The organism is Nocardia sp. NPDC060249 (genome assembly GCF_042728755.1).
GTDB lineage: Bacteria > Actinomycetota > Actinomycetes > Mycobacteriales > Mycobacteriaceae > Nocardia.
In genome coordinates this window covers 460808-477855 of sequence record NZ_JBHXAQ010000005.1, presented here as the reverse complement: position 1 = coordinate 477855, position 17048 = coordinate 460808, and the positions used below count along the sequence as shown (strand labels likewise).

The window sequence follows — 17048 nt, the reverse complement described above, 5'->3', positions numbered from 1 at the left end:
TCACCGTCGCACCACTACTCGCGCAACTGTCACCCGAAGACCAGCAACTGCTGATCTGGCGGTTCTACGACACCCTCTCCCAAAGCGACATCGCCGAACGCCTCGGCATCTCCCAGATGAGCGTGTCCCGCAAACTCACCAAGCTCCTGAGCAGTTTGCGTGCCAAGACCACCGACGAACAACTGGTACCCGCCGCCTGAGCTTCGTCCCACCCGCGCCGTGTCGAGACGGTGCGGGTACGTGCTTCGACCAAGACCGTCCATTGACTCTGCGGCTACCGGGCTGCACAGTTGATAAAGCAGAATCTCGCGCGTGTCGTGGCGGCGTCCACCGGGTCGGCGCTGTTCACATGGTGTGTCAGTGTGGTGCTCGCCGGCGGGAAGGGTGCGATGACGATGCGCGGTCGACGGAATCGACGGGATCGAGAGATTCGCGAAGTGCGGGAAATCCGGGCCAGTCCGGCCCACCAAACCGCGAAATTCTTGCTCTCGGTGCTGATGCTGGTCTGGTTCGGGGCCGGGCTGGCGGCGGCGATGCAGCGGGACTACTTCACGAATACCCCGGCCAATTGCGGCGATCTGGGCACGATCGGACTCACCGTGCTCGCGGGCCCGCTCAACTACCTCGGAATGAACCCGAAGGTCTCCGAATGCCAGTTGCCGGAGCCGAGCCGCTGAACTGACGCGCGATCGGATACCGGTACCCCGCCTGCCTCAGATGAGTTCGGCGAGCTGGTCGCGGTCGGTAGCGTCGAGCTTGATGCAGGCCCGGTAGATGTGGCCTTCGACCGTGCGGACCGACACGCAGAGCCGTTCGGCGATCGCCCGGTTGGACAGGCCACGGCCGATGAGCGCGGCGATCTCGCGTTCGCGTTCGGTGATCGGCAGGGGCCGGGCCGCCGCGGTGATCGCGGGAGTGCCCGCACCGTCACAGCGAGCGGCCAGAGCCATCGTGCGGGCGGCCGCCCGGGCGCTGGGCCTGCGCTGCCCGGCATGGTCGTAGATCGGCACCGTCTGCGCCTCGGCGTCGGCGGCGGACAGCAGCAGGCCCACGGACTCGAACTCGCCGCTCACCGCGGCGAGCGCGCGCGGGTCGGCGTCGGCGAGGGCAGCGGCGTGGCGGGCGTAGATCGCCGCCACCGGACCCTGGACACGACCGGCGACGGTCGTGAGCCGGGCGGCGAGGGTGCGATCGCCGAATCGGGTGGCATGATGCAGCGCTTCGGCTTCCATGGCGTATTGACCGGCGCTGTGCGCCAGGTCGGCGGCCTTGCGGGCCAGATCCACCGCCGAGTGCGCGCTGTGTTCGGCAGCGGCCAGCCAGGCGCGCGCGATGATGCGCTGTGGTTCGTGCAGGGCCATGTGTGGCCCGCTGTGCTCCTCGGCGTCACCGAGCACCCGCTCGGCCTGTTCGACCTCGCCCAGCGCCGCGTAGGCGCGGGCGAGCAGCAGCCGCGCCGGCAGCTTCCACGGCAGCGAGGTCTCGGCGTTGAGCGCCGCCAGCGCCTGTTCGAAGGCGGTGATCGCTTCGCGGAACCGCCCGCGATAGGTGGCGACGACCCCATCGGCGATGCGCGCGATCGCCCAGCCGACGAATTGGCCCGCCGAGGAGAACTCGCGGTATTCGGTGGCGCGCTGTTCGGCGAGATCGAGGTCGCCGATGGTGGTCAGGGCGAGGACGTCGCCGTAGCGGACCATCACCCGGATGACTCCGTCGGTGGATTTCTGCTGCGCTCGGCTGCGGGCGGCGATCGGCGCGAAATCGGCGCCGCGACCGGCCACCGGCATCGCCAGACCCAGGGCGAACGCGGCGAAATCGACGGCTTGGCGGGGTGAGTTCGGGTCGGCGATCACCCGTTCGGCGGCCTCGATTCCCTCATCGAGATGATTTTCGTGCACCGCCATCGCCGCCGCGGCCGCGTCGACCGTCAGGCGAAGAGCGGGAAACTCCACGCGGGCGCGCAGCATCTGGACCAGGTCGCGCGCATGGTCGACATCGCCCAGCGACCAGAACCGCAAGCTGGCCCGCACCACACCCCACTGCACCAGCTGCAGCGGATCGAGCCGGTCGGGATCGAACTGGGCCAGGATCTCGTCTGCGTGCTGCGGCCTGCCCTGCCACAGCAGCGCGCGGGAGAGCAGTTCGGCCGCGCGCAGCCCACCGCCGCGCTCGCACGCGGCACGCGCGAGTCGTTCGCCCAGCGGCAGATTGGCCAGCGACACCGCGTCCTTGGCCGCGTCGATCAGCAAGACGATGTCGATCGGCCGATCACTGTCGACGCACAACCGTGCCAGCCGGATCCGGTGGGCCGGTGTGCTCAGCTCACGGTCCTGCAGCGTCTCGACGAGGCGGCCGCGCCGGGTGCGCGCGGCGGCGGTGCCGAGGCGGCAGCGCACCACCTCACCCAACAGCGGATGACTGAACCGCACATCGACGACCCCGTTGTGGCTCGTGACCCGGATCAGGCCGGTGACCTCGGCGGCGTCCACCGCGTCGGCACCGACGAGCTGGCTGAGGATGTCGATGTCGAGCGGCTCGTGCACCGACAGCGTCTCGAGCACGTCGAGCACCGGCGCACCCGTTCTGCCCAACCGCTCGCCGAGCAACTCGACCAGACCCGAGGGCACCGCCGTGGGCCCGCGCAACTGCCAGACGCCGTTGACGTCGGTCAGGGTGCTCGCCTCGACACCGCCCTCGACCATGTTGCGCAGGAACAGCGGGTTGCCACCCGAGGACTCCCACATCACGTCGGCGCTCAGCCCCTCCAGGGTCCCGCCGAGCACGGTCTCGACGAGTTCGGTGCACTGGTCTTTGGTGAACGGCGCCAACTCGATTCGCTCGAGGTAGCCGTCCTTCCACAGTGAGGTGACCGCATCGGGCAGCGGTTCACCGCTACGGACGGTGGCGACGATGCGCGCCCCGCGATCGACGGCGATCTGGTGCACCAGCGTGGCGGAGAGGACGTCGAGCAGGTGCGCGTCGTCGACGCCGATCACCGTATCGGGCTGGGCGAGCACGTTCTCCCGGGCCGAATGCAGCAGCGCGAGCGGATCGCGCGAGGCCGACGCGGCGATCCAGGGCGCGAACGCACCCAGTGGAATGGCTTGTGACGACGCGGTACAGGCCACCCAGCGCACCGGCTCGGACAGCACCGCGGTGACCATCCGGGCCAGGGTGGTCTTGCCCACTCCCGCCGCACCGACCAGGATCACGCCACCGGCGCCGCCGTTCGTCAAAGCCCCACGCACGGCGTCGTATTCGGCGGGACGATCGAGCAGCTGCCACAGTCCGCCCATACATGAAAAGTGTAGTTCTCGTCCGGCCCCGTCACAATGAATCGGCCCGGCGACACCGCCGACGCGCGGGTGGACCGGCGCGGCGGGCGGGCGCGCCGGATGCGTGGGCGCCGCAGTGGTCATGGCGGGAGCTCGGTGGCGTCACGGGGCTCGAGCCGCGGCGCGTTGTTGACGTCATGGCGGTAGTTGCTCGAGGCCTCGTACACCCGTTTCTTGAGCCGATTGATCGAGCCGAGCGGACGGTGCGCGTCCAGGCCGCGCCAGGAGTTGAACGAGAGCACGTCGTCGCCGTAGGCACGCCGCTGCGGGGTGTACGGATCCTGCACGTCGAAACGGATGGTCGCCACGGTGCGGTGCGGTGAGTCGTCCTCGGGCCATGGCACGGTCGCGTCCTCGATCGGCATGGTGGCGGTATCAGTACACAGCTGCGCGCGCAGCTCGTAGGTGGCACTGTGCCCGGCGAAGAAGTCGACGATCAGGTCCTGATGCGCGTTGACGCCCGCGTCGGGGTCGACCGGTTGCCCTTGCAGCGCAGCGACTTCCGGCGACACCGGTACGTAGAGCAGCTTGGCCACGTAATCGCCGTACCGCAGCGGCGCCGAGGAATAGAAGGTCTCGCCGAGGATGTGGGTGTTGGGTGCGACGAAGACACCGAGATTCGGTGGCACGCTGCGCCCGATCCGGCGCAGCACATGCGTGTTCAGCGCGGCGACGAGGTCGCTGCCCGTGCGCAGGGCGACGTCGGGCAGCCGGGCCAGCACCCAGGCGGTCGGCATGCCCTTGGTGAGGTAGGCGTGCGCGTCGGCGAAGAGGAACTCGCGGTGGGTGACCATGATGAAGTCCTGCGTGCTCGCCTCGTCGTCGGGCAGCGCGCGCGGCCCGTGCACACCGAGCACCTTGATCCCGAGTCCGCGGACGCCGCGCAACTGATCGCTGCGGATCACCCCGGACGTGCTCGACAACCGCGCGATCACCGGATAGGTGGCCGGGGTGGCGAACATGCCCTGCGCCAGTTCGGGCGGCAGGCCCGCGGGCACCGTCAGTTCGCCGCGCAGGATGCCGTGACTCTTGGCGTGGGCGTCGCGCAATCCGCGCTTGTACTTGCGGTAGGCGCGTTCGTTGTTGTCGCGCAGCACCGTGATGATCTTGTCGATGATCTGTTCTTCGTCGGGCCTCGGTTGTTCCAGATCGTCGCGGTAGGTCAGGTAGCTCATCGCGGGCTCCTCCACGGGGCGAACGGATTCGCGACGCCGTCCAGCGCCGGGGCGAGGGTCGGGAAATGGCGCAGCAGCACACTGCGCATCGTGTTGTCGCGCACCCAGGCCAAGCCCGCCTCGGTGTAGACCTCGGGCCGGAAGTCGGTGGTGAAGAACCGGTCCGCCGACAGCCGCCGCGACGCCATCAGCACGAACACGCGAAAAGCGGTGTCGCTGAAGCCGAAACCGGGCGGCTTGGGTTCGGCGTAGAGGCCGATCATCAGGTCGACATCGTCCACGTCGCCGTAGACCTGTTCGAGTTCACGCGCCCACCGCGGATCATCGGTGAGTTCGTCGAACGAGGTGACCGGTGGCAGCCGCAGGTGCCGACGGAACTCGTTGTAGCGCGGCACACCTCGCTCACGGACCCGCAGGATGTCGACGGTCGCGAGATCGAGCAGCGGCTGGCCCGGACGCTCGAGCTGTTGCAAGTGGGCGGGGTAGTTGTGCAGCGTCAACGCGCCGGGGTTGGCTCGGCCGAAGGAGTAGAGCAGCGTGTCCATCGGCCTCTCGGCGAGCCGTTCGCGGATATGGGCGACACCGAGTTCGGGCAGCGGATGCTCGGCCAGCACGGTGTCGTCGGCGAGGCTGCGGACGACGAGCGCGTCGGGGATCAGCGGGTGCATACGGTAGACCGAGACGAACTCCTCGGTGAGCGAGTAGGGCACTCCGCTGTCGTCGCGCGCGGAACCCGGTATGCCGCACAGCACTTCGTTGCCGATGAGGCGACCGAAGCGCCGCGAAACCCGCTCCCCCAGCACCCCGAACCAGTTCGCGCGCATAGCCGCGACGGTGGTGGGATGGGCGATCACGGCCGGTGTCCAGTCGACGGTGTGGATCTTCGCGATCAGCGCGGAGTTGACCAGTCGGGCGGTGTCGTAGAGCTGCTGGTCGTTCAGGTCGGGGTAGCGCCTGGTCAGGCGGGCACAGATCGCGTTGTGTTCGCGCAGGAACAGCGAGTGCAGCAGGGCCAGGCCCACCCAGGCGTTGGCTGCCGAGGGGTCGAGTGCCACCAGCCGCTCGGCGTCCAGTAGCGGGAGCCCGAGTTCGTCGATCACGAGCTGGCCGTGCTTGCCCGAGCGCAGGGAAGCGGCGAATTCCGCTGTCTTGCCGTAGATCTGAGAGGCATCCCACCAGTGGGTCTCGCCGGTGACGTACGTCGGCGCGGCGGCCGGATCGGGGGCGGCCACTGTTGCCGTGCGCGGGATCGTCATCGGCGGATGCGGCCACTGATCGCCGTCGTCCAGGGTGACGATGAAGGGGTCCTGATCGGCCGGGTCGTGCACGAACCAGTCGTGCACCTCGAACTGGATCCAGGCCGCGGCCAGCAGATTCAGGGTGGTGGCCGGCTGGAATCGGTCGCGCGTGAGCAGCTGCCTGCTGATCGTGCGCGGGTTGGGTTCCATGATCCGCGCGGGATCCTCGGGATAGGTGCGATCGAGCGGGACATTGCGACCGAATCGGCAGCCGATCGAGCCGGCGCGCGGGTCGTCGGGGCTGTTGTAGGTGCCCTCGACGGTGCGAGCGTTGCGGAATTCGCCGGTGTCGTCCGGGGGCAGCGGTCCGGCGGGGTGCGGGCCCGTGTCGAAGAGGTTGCGCGCCCGCAGTCTGCTGCGCAGGCCGACCAGCACGGCCAACCCCAACGGGGTCGGTAGCCGGAACCAGCCGACACGCCGGTCCAGCGCCTCCGCCGCGGTGACCAATGCGCGGGTGACCAGTGTCTGTTGCTGTGCGTCGACCATCGAGAACCTCCACGGAATGGCGCGTGCTCGCCACCTACGGACCGATCGAATCCAGTCTCCGGCACCTGGTCAGGCCTGTCACGAGTAGTCCACTACGCGCGGGCGCGCCCAGCCTCGCCGGTTCGGCTGCTGTCGTCTGTGGCCGTCGCGCGACCCGGACGCGCGACCTGATCGGGTAGCGCACTACGCGCGCGCCGCGGCCCGTCGATAGGCGAATCTGGCTTCCAGGGCGCCCGCGCATCGCGGGCAGTACCCGTCACAGCGACAGAAAGGGGGCCAGGGTGATCACGCCGATCGAGATCAAAGTGAACCTCGACGGGGATGTCGCGGGCGCACTGCACCGGCTCCGGTGTCCCGACACCGCCGCGACCTACCGCGACATCTGGTTCGCCGAGCCGCTGCACCCTGGTACGACGGGGGCGCCCACGCTGCTGTCGAGCCGCATCGTCATCCGGTTGCGCAGTGGCGCGGACGAAGACGACCTCACCGTGAAACTGCGACCGTGCGTGCGCTCCCAGCTGGCGGGCCGCTGGGCGGTGCCCTTCACCGAGCCGGACGTCCGCTATCGCATCGAAAGCGATTGGTCGGCCGCTCGGCGGATGCTGTCGGCCTCGGCGATCAGCTCGCGACCGGCCGGTTCGCTGCGCGCGGCCGTGGCAAGTGGTCTCGATGTCACCGACGCGCTCCACTCGGCTCAGCGGCAGTTCCTCGTGAGCTGCACGCCGCCCGGCGTCGCGGTCGACCATCTGCGCGCGATGGGACCGGTCGCGTCGGCACGGTGGACGGGGGTGGCGGTGGGGACACTGCGCCCCGACGTCGAACGGTGGACCACCGCCGGACTCGATCTGGTCGAGCTGTCGCTGAAAATCACACCACGACAGGGTGATTCGCCCGTCGATCTGCACCTGCGCGCGCTCGACGCCCGGCGCGAACTCGAAGCCGCACTGCGCACGCTCGGCGTGACGATCGCGTCGGGTGATACCAAGACCGAGCAGGTGCTCACCGCACTGGCGGCGGCGCACCGGCTCGGGTAACGCTCGGCAGAGGGTCGATGACCGGTCCTGATCGACGTCGTCGGCGACGCGGACCTGCCCTGCGACTGCCACGGTGCCGGACGGCCCGGATCGACCACGCTGTCGATCGGAGCTCGGCGCCCGGCGAACCCGTGACACTGCCATCACGGCGGCTCAATTGGCGATGATGAAGTTGAAGAGCACCCGGATATTGCTGTTCCACCCCACGTGATATCGCACCGTCATGGTGCCGTCGGCGTGCGGAACCACATTCAGGACCTCGGTGGTGGCAGGCCCGAGGAACGGGACGTTGTTCGCGTCGATCTCGGTGAGACTGACCGAGACCTGACTATCGGCCCGCACGTCAGCGTTCGGGAATCCGAATACCCAGGCTCCCGTTCCGTGGGTACGCAGGATCTTCCGTGCCCAGAAAATCGACGTGATATTGGTCTGGTCGATCGCCCGAACGTCGGCTTCTTCGGCACCGTAGCCGTCTTTCGCCGGCTCGAACGCCTCTTCTTCGGTATCCGCGCTCGCTGCCACGACCGCGTCTTCCGTATCCGTCTCCAACATTTCGGTGACCTTTCTCGGCGGAAATACTGTGTGAGCTATCGTCGCGCGCGGGCGCGTGCGTGCGAATGCGTAATCCACTACCCGAATACGCGCAGACACGGCGGCGTTCTTGCCGCGCATTCGAGTAGTCCGCCACGCTATCGAGTTCCGCACGGCAGCAGCAGGATCGAGAGGCGCCGCGGTGGTCCGGTAGATCATGAACATCATGCCGCCCGACCAGGTGCCCAATCTGCTCACGATCAACGCGGGCGCCGATTTCCTCGCTCAGCGCCCGTTCACGCCGTAGCCGCCGACGGTGCGGGTCCGCCCCGCACCGTCGCGGTCGGTGTCGTGGCCCGGGCACGACGATCGTGGCGTGAGTGCAGTGCCGATCGTGTTGTCGCTCAGGCGGACAGCGTGTGTCCGATCGTGGCCGCCACCGCGGCGTGGGCGAGGTATTCGGCGATGTCGTGCGCGCGCTCCTTGGGGTTCTCGACCGGGAGGTCGCGCAGATCCGGCCCCCAGGCCTGACGCAGTGGGCAGCCGATGGCGATCGGGTCCCCGGCGTACCAGGTGTTGAGCCATTCACCGACCCGCTCGGGCCTGCTCGGTCCGCCTGTCAGCAGCTTGCGGTACACCCCGTCCAGCCCGAGCGGGCTGCCCGCCGTCACCAGCAGTCGCACGTTCAGTTCGCGGGGCAGCTGGGTGAGCAGATCCATCGCGACCACGGTGCCGAGACTGTGGCTGACCAGGATCAGTTCACCCTCGGTGGGCGCATCGATGAGCACCGTGTCCAGCACACTCTTGCGGACCCGTTCGTCGTCTAGATAGGCGGCGACGTCTTTGAAGATGGCGCCGATCAGCGCGGAATCGAGGCCACTGCGGGCGGCGATCCAGCTGAGCTGGTCGCGCAACCGACCCAGCACCACCGCACCGAACCCGCCGATGGCCTCGCGCGCCTGCGGGTCGGCGGGCAGGTCACCGGGGTCCGGCATTCCCGCCCGGTGTGCGGCCTCGGCGACCAGGCTCTCGTACAGTGCCGGACCGGAACCGACGGCCTCCCGGGTATCCATGCTCTCCACGAGCTGATCACCGTAGAAGGGGAAATACACGTCGGCGGGGTCGATGGCGCTCAGGCCCGCGAGGGTGAGCCCCTTGTTCAAACCCGCGGTCCAGTTGCGGCGCAGCTCGACCGGATCGCGGCCCTGCTGTCCACGCCCGTGCAGGAACAGCACGCTGCGACGGCCACCGAACGCGGTCGACCGGCCACGCAGGCCGCGGACCAGGCTTTCGGCGGCCGGCCCCCGTGAGACCGGCGGCGCTGTCGCCGCCTCACGTGGTGCGACCGCCGCGAGTCCGAGTTCGTCGAGCAGGGCGCGCTGGGCCGGATCGAACTGCCGCGATCCGAGGTCGTGCAACAGCACACTCACCCGAACGCCTTCGTTGGCGATCCAGTCGATCGCGTCGTCGCCGTCCCCGGACTGCCACAGTTTGCCGTCCTTGCGCAGCACCCGGCCCTGGTCGTCCTTCTTCGGGACTCCGGCGTGATGCAGCGCCACGATCTCCCACTGATCGTTGAAGACGGGCGAGCCCGAATTCCCCGGTTCGGTGTCGGAGGCGTAGTGCAGGAAGTCGTCGAGTTGCAGGTCGAGGCGGTTGTGCCGGATCGAGATCTCCTTGAGCCGCCCCGAGGGGTGCCCGACGACGTTCATCGCCTCACCGATCACGATCTTGCCGGGCTTGGCGATCAGCGGGTTCCAGCCGAATGTCGTGCCGGGCGCCACGCCGTCAGGCCCCGGCGCCACACGCACCACGGTGTAGTCGAGGTGCTTGTCGGTGACGAAGAAGTCGTCGGGTGCGAGGCGGTAGCGCACGGTGGGGTTCGGGACGTTGTCGATGCCGACCTCGGCCCGGAACTCGATCACCACCGACTCCGCCGCCCCCCGCGTCGGCAGGACATGATTGTTGGTGAGCAGCAGTTGCGGCGACACCATCGAACCGGTACCCATCGGCACCTCACGGCCGTTGTCGGCCAGCGAGATTCGCGCCACCGCCGCGGCGGCACGAGCACCACGGGTCAGGAAGTTCGCGGCCTGCAACTCGTTGGCGAAACCGATGACCCGCTCGAGCGAGCGGATGCTGTCGACCGGGTCCTGCCTGCCGAGTTCGATCACCGCCTGCGCGGGAACCTCGCCGGTGACGAGCAGCCGGTCGGCGCGGGCGAGGATCTGTTCCTTGGTGTCGACGACGTCGGACTCGGTCACCGCCCGCAGGCGGGTCACCTCGTCGCGTTGCGCCTCGGTGTCGTCGAATCGCTGCGATGCGGCGTCCATCTGTTCGTGCCATGCGGTGGTACGAGCTTCGCTCTCGGTATCCATGGGTCACCTCGCCCGGAGAATGTGTGCTGGGATTTTCAGCGTGGGCGCGAGCGCGGTGCCGATCACGAGTAGTGGACCACTCGAATTCACCGCGCAGGGCACCTGCGCGCGATGTCGGGGCACCTGCGTGATGTCACGGATAGATCGTGTGGGCGGCGTGCACGTCGCCGGCCGACAGTGCCGCGCGCTGGCCCATCGTCACACCGGGCGGCACCGGCACGCGCGCGAGGATCGTCGCCTGCCCCGTGGTGCTGAACGCCGTCGCGGGGTAGTGCATGATCGAGCCGAAGTCGTAGCCGCCGACATCGTCGCCGTCGGTGATGTGCTGATCGAAGTTGTGCCGGTGCGCCGGGTCGACCCGGTCGAGCCGCACCGCGATGAAGTTGCCCCGGTCCTCTCTGCTCTGCTCGTGCCAGAGTCCGAGCGCGTGCCCCATCTCGTGGACCACGGTGCCCACGGGCGCGGAGGCGGCGAGTTCGATCGTCTGCCGTCCACCCCGCCGCCCCACCGGCGACCGGCTCGACATGCTGGGCACGAACCGGACGAAGTCGGCGTGTGCGGCGGTGCGCGGGACGAACCGGATCCTGGTGCGTGAGTTCCAGTGCGCGACCGCGTCGAAGACCCGCTGCGGTGCGGGCAGCGCCAGGTCGACCTCGAAGGGGACCACGGCATTCGGCCAGCGGAATACCGCACCGGAGATCACCACGCCTTCCTGTCGACGGCGGGCATCGATCTCCTCGACGGTGCCGAGCACGATGTCGCCCTCGAAGATCGCGAGGTCGTCGACCACCGCGTAGCGCAATGCGCGCACACCGTGCGCGACGCTGCCGATCAGTGCGGAGCCCGCCTCCGGGCCGGAATGGAACTCGCCGGTGTCGTCGGTGCCGGTGGCCGGTCGAACGGTGTCGTCGATGATCATGACGGTCGCGCTTCCTGTGTCGGGAGTCGACGACGGCGGATTCCGTCGCCTCTCCCGCACAGCGTGCTCCGCTGACCGCCCGGCTCGCGTGAGTAGCCCGCTACCCGACACGTGTGCGGCACCGTGGCCGACACTGACTACCCTGACAGCAGCCCGCGTACGGAGGTAAGCGAGGCACGTGCACCGAACCGCGAGGAGAACTACCCATGTGGCCGTCCGACTGGCCTTCGTCAGCCCGCGCGATCGCGACCGCCGTCGAGGCCGCCGTCAGCGCGGCGCGGGCCGCTGACGAACCCGGGTTCGTCACCGCCACCGCGGATCTGTCCGAACTCCCCGCCGACCAGGTCACCTCGGTGCTGGCGGCGATCGTTCGGGACCTGCTCGAGATCGCGCATCCGGACGGTCTCACCGGTGACGATGTGCGCGCCGTCCTGGAATCGGTGGTGCGCCGATCGGCGACGTGGCTGCCCCGGCTCGACGCCGGCGCGGTCTTCAGCGCGCTCGCCGGGGCACTGGGGATCGACGAGCCGGCCGAACCCGACCGCGAGCGCACGAACCCCCAACCCGCGGCGGTACTGCTGATCGAATACCTCGCCGATCTCGCCCGGACACCGCCGAGTCGAGCCGTTCAGCGCGCGATCAACGAGATCGCCAGGGCCGAAACCGTCGAAATGCCATGAGCCGCTTCCTGCCTCGTCGAAGTGAACTCAGCGGCCCGCGGCGGTGAGCCGGTAGTCCGCTTCGAGCAGCATCCATCCGCTCAGCTGCACCGACAGATCCCGGCTCAGGTTCGCCGACGATGCGGCGGACGCGTCCGCGAGCTGGAGAAAGGTGCCCGGATGTTCGGGCACCGTGACCGGACGGGTCCAGTCCGCACCGAACAGCGGCAGCCCGTTCACCTCGGCGCGGTTCGCCCAGGCCGCCTGCGCGGAAGCGTGCACGATTCTCGCCGCGGTCGTGTTGTCCAGCGACAGTGCGGCTTCGGCGAGGAAGCGCGCGAGAATTCCCATGAAGAGCCCGGAATCGTTTCCGGCGGCGGCGACGATCACTCCCGCGGCGGTGAGCCGCTGCTCGACCGCGGCGATCACCGCGGCCGCACGGTGGCGATGAACCGATTCCCCTGTGCGCAGCGCCAATTCGGCTTCCAGCCCGATGGTCACGCCTTGGCAGTAGGTGTGCACGGTGCGATCCACCCGCCCGCCGGGCTCGTGGACCCCATCGTGGATCAGGCCGCTGTCGGCGTCACGCAATCGCGTGTGCAGGAAATCGGCCAGTTGGCCGGCGCGGGAGATTTCGCCGAGGCGAGCCAACGCGATGCCGGTCGGGCCGATCGCGGGCGTGTTGTAGTAGTCGTCGCCGTTGCGCCATGGCACCGCACCCACATCCGGGTTCCATCCGTCGAGCAAGGCACCCCGCAGGTTCCCGATCGCGTCGCCGAACCGGACGTCGAGCAGTCGCTCGGCACGCTCGAGCGCGATCGCCAACCACCCCATGTCGTCGTAGTACCGGTTGGTCCAACCGGTGACATTGCGGGCTCGGATACCGCGTGCGAGGTCGAGGACCCGGTCGATGCGGTCGGGAGTGCGGGTTCGGTGCGCCGCATCGATCGCGCAGTCGAGCAGGTGTGCTTGCCACCAGTAACACCATCGCCCCAGCAGGGATCTTTCGGCCAGGTCCGCGGGCCAGGCGAGGACTCCCAGCCGATAGTCGGGCAGACCGAGCAGCGAGTGCACATGCCGCTGCACGATCGCCTGTTCGGCCAGGTCCGCTCGCTCTCCCGGATCGCTGTCGGCCGAGCACTTGTGGGTGATCGTCCCCGCCTGTGTCGGCTGCGCCACCGCGGTCAGCGCGATCGCCGCCCCCGCGGCGCACAGCACACTGCGCCGGCTGAACTCTTGGTTCAGGCGATCCATTCGCTCGGACTCCTCCTCATGGACATCGGCTCGGTGCCGAATCCTCAGAGTCCCGTGTCGCGATTGCCAAAGCTTGAACTGCTCCGGTGCGCCACGAAAACGTTTCACACCGGTTACTGCTCGCCGGCCGCGGCGCCCGGGGAGTAGGGCGAGCTGAAACCGGGCACCCATTCGAACGGCGTCGCCCCCGACGCGGCGGTCCGCTCGGCGGCCGCGGCGAACGGGGCGTTGTTCTGGGTCAGCCGGACGATGGCGCGTTCGAGCGCGGGCAGGATTTCGGTGATCGCGAGATCGCCGTGCGCGAAACGTCCCAGCAGGGCATAGACCATATTGGTCAGGACGAGAGCGAGATCGGCGGCGTAGGCCTCGTCGAGACTGGCGAACATCGGGCTCACCGCGGGCAGCACCGCGGCGAAACCCTGCGCATCGAGTCGCTGCCCACCCGGACCGGAGCGGGCGTGGTAGTAGGCGGCCAGCATCCGGGGGTGACGTTCCCACGGCTCGAATATGTAGCGGGTCACCCGTTTCAACACATCGGCGAGCGATTCATCGGCTCGCGGTGGGTCGAGTTCGGTGTAGGTGTTCGTGGCCATCCACTGCGCGACGGCCGCGAGGACGAGTTCGTCGCGGGTGGGGTACAGCTTGTAGACCGTGGTCAGCGACACCTGGGCGACGCGCGCCACCCGGCGTAGCTGAACCGCGTCATACCCCTCCGATTCGAGCAACGACAGGGTGGTTTCGGTGATCTTGCGCGCGGGATCACCTTCGCCCTTTCTAGCCACCACGTCACAGTAGTCCATCGCCTCGTCGCGCTGCCGAGGCGATTCCACCTCAGATGCGCGTTCCCACATCCGCGGCAACGAGGTTGTCCATGGCCCGCTCCGCGACCGCCGCGATGGTCATCGACGGATTGCACGCGGCGGCGTTGCCCGGCAACAGCGCACCGTCGAGCACATAGAGCCCCGGCTGATCATGGACGCGGCCGTCGAGGTCACACACCGAGCCCATGCTCGCCCCACCCAGCGGATGCCAGGTCGAGGGAAACAGCGAGTTGGTGTCGAGCAACATCCCGGTGGACCCCGCGATGCGACGCATCGCGGGATCGATGTGGTTGTTCTGGATGGTCCGGTCGCCGTCCTGGGGCCAGTGCAGAATCGCGTCATCGCGGGCGGCGTCGTAGGTGAACGCCCCACGACTGTCACTGACGCCGTAGCCGACGAGCATCGTGCTGGCGGGATCGACCGCCAGCGGCGGGATGGATGCCTGGATCACGGTGTGCGCAGCCTGCGGATCGTCCCAGTTCTTGCTGCCGTAGACCACCGGGCCACCTTGTGCCGCACCGAATTGCGCGGTCGGGTCCGACCAGACGTAGATGCGGTCGGCGTTGGTCCCCCAGTTCTGGCCCAGCCCGTCGGGCAGGTCGGGGATCAAGCCCTTGGCACCGGCTCGCACCAGCAGCCGCGTGGTGTTGAGACTGCCCGCGGCCAGGATCACCGATCCCGCGGTGAGCACCTTGTTCTCGACCACGACACCCGCGGTGTCGAGACGTTGCACGTGCACGGTCCAGCGACCGTCGCGGGCGCGTTCGAGATCGGTCACCTCGTGCAAGGTCTGCACCTGGCACCGGCCCGTCGCTTCGGCGGCGGCGATGTAAGTGACATCGACGGAATGCTTGCCGCCGTTGTTGACCCCCATCGCCCCGTCACCGTTGGTGTAGGAGGCTTTCATCTCCCCACGCAGCTCGGCGAGCGCGAAATTCCAGTCGATGGGCATCGGGATCTTCGACAGCGGCATCCCGGCCCCGCGCACGCGCTCCGCGAAAACCCGTGCGGCCCGGTAGTTGTCGGCGGCGATCAGCTCGTCGGGCGCTTCGGCCAGGCCGAGCATCCGCGCCACGCGCGGATAGTGCACCCGATCCATCGTCGCCCAGTCCAGCTCCTCGGGAAAGTGCGCGTTGAACACCGCCTCGGCGGGCTGCAGCGACATGCCCTGGTAGACCAGCGATCCGCCACCGACACCGGCGGCGCACAGCGCGGTCATGTTCACCCCGGGCACCGCCTCCACCAACCCGGCGTACGGGTCGAACACGAGCGGTCGCCCGAACAGGTTCGGACTCGACCGGTACCACAGCAATCGTTTGTCCGGGGCGGACGCGCGCGGGAAGGTCTCGGCGTTCGGCCCGCTGGGCCACCGCTGACCTCGCTCCAGAACCGTCACGGTGACACCGGCTTGCGCCAACCGCAGCGCGCTGACGCCGCCGCCGAACCCGGACCCGATCACCACCACCCGATGGTCCTCATAGGTGAGCGGAACATTGCTGGACCGCAGGGCGATCGGAGCCGGTGCGCCCGTGGGACGGGCACCGAGAAGTAACCCGCTCGCAGTTGCCGCGGCAACCAGCATCGAGCGGCGCGAAATGGCTTTCACACACAGATCCTTGGTCAGTCGATGCTGCAGCCGGAGACCGGCTTGTCCGCAAGACGATCGAGCAGATAGGTGAACGCGTTGTCGGGCCCGAAGCCGTCGATGATCTCCGGCCCGAAGTGATTCGGGATGGTGGTTCCGGGCAGGATCGGCGGGAGCTCGTTCGTGCGGAAGGTGACCGTGGCGCCCTTGCCGCACCAGTCTTCGGCGAGTCGGCGGGCCTGCCCGTACGGGACCGTGTCGTCGTTGCGGCCGCTGGTGATCAGGACCGGCGTGGCCGGGGTGGAGTTACCGATGCGCAGTTCCGCCAAGACCGGGGCGGCTTCGGGCATTTCGGCGAGATGGGCGGACAGCGGTCGCCCGTCCTTTGTCAGTGACTCGGTTTTGAGGAAAGGGTGGTGCATGATCACGTCGGCGATGCAGGAATCGCTCAGCGTATCGAGCATGGCGCGCCCGGCCGGGCTGACGACCCGATCGACCGCGCGCTGCAGCTCGGGATAGCGCGCGAGCATGCCGTTGACGGCGAACCCGATCGCACCGCCGATCAGCGCACCATCGATCTTCGACAGGATCGCGGTGAGGTCGGCCACCGGTCCGCCCGCCCAGGTGCCTTTGAGATTCAGTTCCGGCGCGTAGCTCGGCTGCATCTCCGCGGCCGCCGCGGTGGCGCCACCGCCCTGGGAGTAGCCCCAGAGCACGACCGGCGTCTCCGGTCCGACCCCGCCGAGATTGTTGGCCGCGCGAACGCCGTCGAGAATCGCGTGTCCGCTCTCGAACCGGTTGGCGTAGGTGTGGATGCCCGGTGTGCCGAGGCCGATGTAGTCGGTCACCAGCACCCGCGCACCCAGACCGCTCCACACCACCGACGACGGCAGCTCCTGGTTCGCCGAGATTCCCAGCTGCTCGACGGAGACCGCCATGCCCGTCGAGAACGCCATCGACATCGCGCACCGGTCACCCTGACCCGACGTGCCGGGACCGATGACCACCGTCGGACGCGGCCCCGCGCCCTGCCACGGACCGGTCGGCTCGAGGTATGTCCCGCTCACCGCGACCGGGGACCCGTCTTGCAATCGAGACGTGTACATCACGTGCTGCGCCTTGCCCGGCCATCCCTGCTCGGTGGGCGGGGTCACGAACAAGGTCATCGGCTGAGTCTTGATGATCGCGCCCGGTTCCTGCGGAATCTGCTCCGGCGGTGTGTAGAACGCGCCGACGGGCTGGGCTACAGCCTCACCCGTCCGGGTCACCACACCGGTTGCCGCCATCGCACCGGCCAAGACCATGACCGCGACGACGCGCCCGGCACCCGGCCACACCCGTCGAAGATCCTGTCGCTTCATCGAGAACCTCTCCCGTCGTCATCACTGACCGGCGCCGTCGCCGCAGTGACCCAAGTCGCCGGAGTAGCAGATCATGATGCCTGTCACACCAGCGCCGACAGAGAGTAACATGGTTACTGTTCGGTACGAACACCCGCCACCACACAGCACCCCACCGCGCCGGTCACCAGGCGACTCGCCGTGCCAACCGAGGGACTCGCGTGGTGAAAGCT

14 protein-coding genes are annotated in these 17048 nt (G+C 68.6%); 4 read left to right on the top strand and 10 right to left on the bottom strand.

Translation table 11 applies throughout. The features are described 5' to 3' along the window. A partial coding sequence (locus ACFWFP_RS21610) for a sigma-70 family RNA polymerase sigma factor (RefSeq protein ID WP_379297679.1) occupies nt 1-200 on the top strand: 200 nt, incomplete at its 5' end. A gap of 237 nt (nt 201-437) precedes the next feature. After that, entirely contained in the window at nt 438-677 is a 240-nt protein-coding gene (locus ACFWFP_RS21605; protein ID WP_378990065.1) for a hypothetical protein, read from the top strand. A 36-nt stretch (nt 678-713) separates the two neighbouring features. On the opposite strand, the gene ACFWFP_RS21600 is transcribed toward ACFWFP_RS21605, so the two are convergent. From ACFWFP_RS21600 to ACFWFP_RS21590, 3 genes are all read right to left on the bottom strand, one after another. Next, complete coding sequence (locus tag ACFWFP_RS21600; protein ID WP_379297677.1) at nt 714-3296, bottom strand: LuxR C-terminal-related transcriptional regulator; 2583 nt, start codon at nt 3294-3296, stop codon at nt 714-716. A 119-nt stretch (nt 3297-3415) separates the two neighbouring features. Further along, nucleotides 3416-4510 (bottom strand): catalase family protein, encoded by a 1095-nt coding sequence (locus tag ACFWFP_RS21595; protein WP_379297675.1) that lies wholly within the window; start codon nt 4508-4510, stop codon nt 3416-3418. Next, a complete protein-coding gene (locus ACFWFP_RS21590; protein WP_379297673.1) occupies nt 4507-6294 on the bottom strand; it encodes a peroxidase family protein in 1788 nt (595 codons plus the stop codon). The genes ACFWFP_RS21595 and ACFWFP_RS21590 overlap by 4 nt, the downstream gene beginning before the upstream one ends. Before the next feature lie 281 nt (nt 6295-6575). Here ACFWFP_RS21590 and ACFWFP_RS21585 point away from each other — a divergent pair, with 281 nt between their 5' ends. Continuing rightward, the gene (locus ACFWFP_RS21585; protein ID WP_379297671.1) at nt 6576-7328 is read left to right on the top strand and encodes a hypothetical protein; all 753 of its coding nucleotides are present in this window, start codon (nt 6576-6578) and stop codon (nt 7326-7328) included. Between the two features lie 153 nt (nt 7329-7481). On the opposite strand, the gene ACFWFP_RS21580 is transcribed toward ACFWFP_RS21585, so the two are convergent. From ACFWFP_RS21580 to legP, 3 genes are all read right to left on the bottom strand, one after another. Further along, on the bottom strand, nt 7482-8000 hold the full coding sequence (locus tag ACFWFP_RS21580; protein WP_379297669.1) for a hypothetical protein: 519 nt from the start codon (nt 7998-8000) through the stop codon (nt 7482-7484). Nucleotides 8001-8263: 263 nt separating this feature from the next. After that, a complete protein-coding gene (locus ACFWFP_RS21575; protein WP_379297667.1) occupies nt 8264-10237 on the bottom strand; it encodes a trypsin-like serine peptidase in 1974 nt (657 codons plus the stop codon). 133 nt (nt 10238-10370) lie between these two features. Then, nucleotides 10371-11156 (bottom strand): Dot/Icm T4SS effector Zinc-dependent metalloprotease LegP, encoded by a 786-nt coding sequence (legP, locus tag ACFWFP_RS21570; RefSeq protein WP_379297665.1) that lies wholly within the window; start codon nt 11154-11156, stop codon nt 10371-10373. Nucleotides 11157-11362: 206 nt separating this feature from the next. On the opposite strand from legP, the gene ACFWFP_RS21565 reads away from it, so the two are divergent. After that, nucleotides 11363-11836, top strand: a complete 474-nt coding sequence (locus ACFWFP_RS21565; protein WP_379297663.1) for a hypothetical protein — start codon at nt 11363-11365, stop codon at nt 11834-11836. Nucleotides 11837-11863: 27 nt separating this feature from the next. Here the strand turns inward: ACFWFP_RS21565 and ACFWFP_RS21560 are convergent, their stop codons facing one another. The 4 genes from ACFWFP_RS21560 to ACFWFP_RS21545 all read right to left on the bottom strand — a co-directional run bounded on the left by ACFWFP_RS21560 (nt 11864) and on the right by ACFWFP_RS21545 (nt 16836). Further along, a complete protein-coding gene (locus tag ACFWFP_RS21560; protein WP_379297661.1) occupies nt 11864-13069 on the bottom strand; it encodes a glycoside hydrolase family 76 protein in 1206 nt (401 codons plus the stop codon). Between the two features lie 113 nt (nt 13070-13182). After that, entirely contained in the window at nt 13183-13851 is a 669-nt protein-coding gene (locus ACFWFP_RS21555) for a TetR family transcriptional regulator (RefSeq protein WP_379297659.1), read from the bottom strand. 49 nt (nt 13852-13900) lie between these two features. Continuing rightward, nucleotides 13901-15496, bottom strand: a complete 1596-nt coding sequence (locus ACFWFP_RS21550) for a GMC oxidoreductase (protein ID WP_379297657.1) — start codon at nt 15494-15496, stop codon at nt 13901-13903. Between the two features lie 14 nt (nt 15497-15510). Then, complete coding sequence (locus tag ACFWFP_RS21545; protein WP_379297655.1) at nt 15511-16836, bottom strand: lipase family protein; 1326 nt, start codon at nt 16834-16836, stop codon at nt 15511-15513. Between the last annotated feature and the right edge of the window lie 212 nt (nt 16837-17048).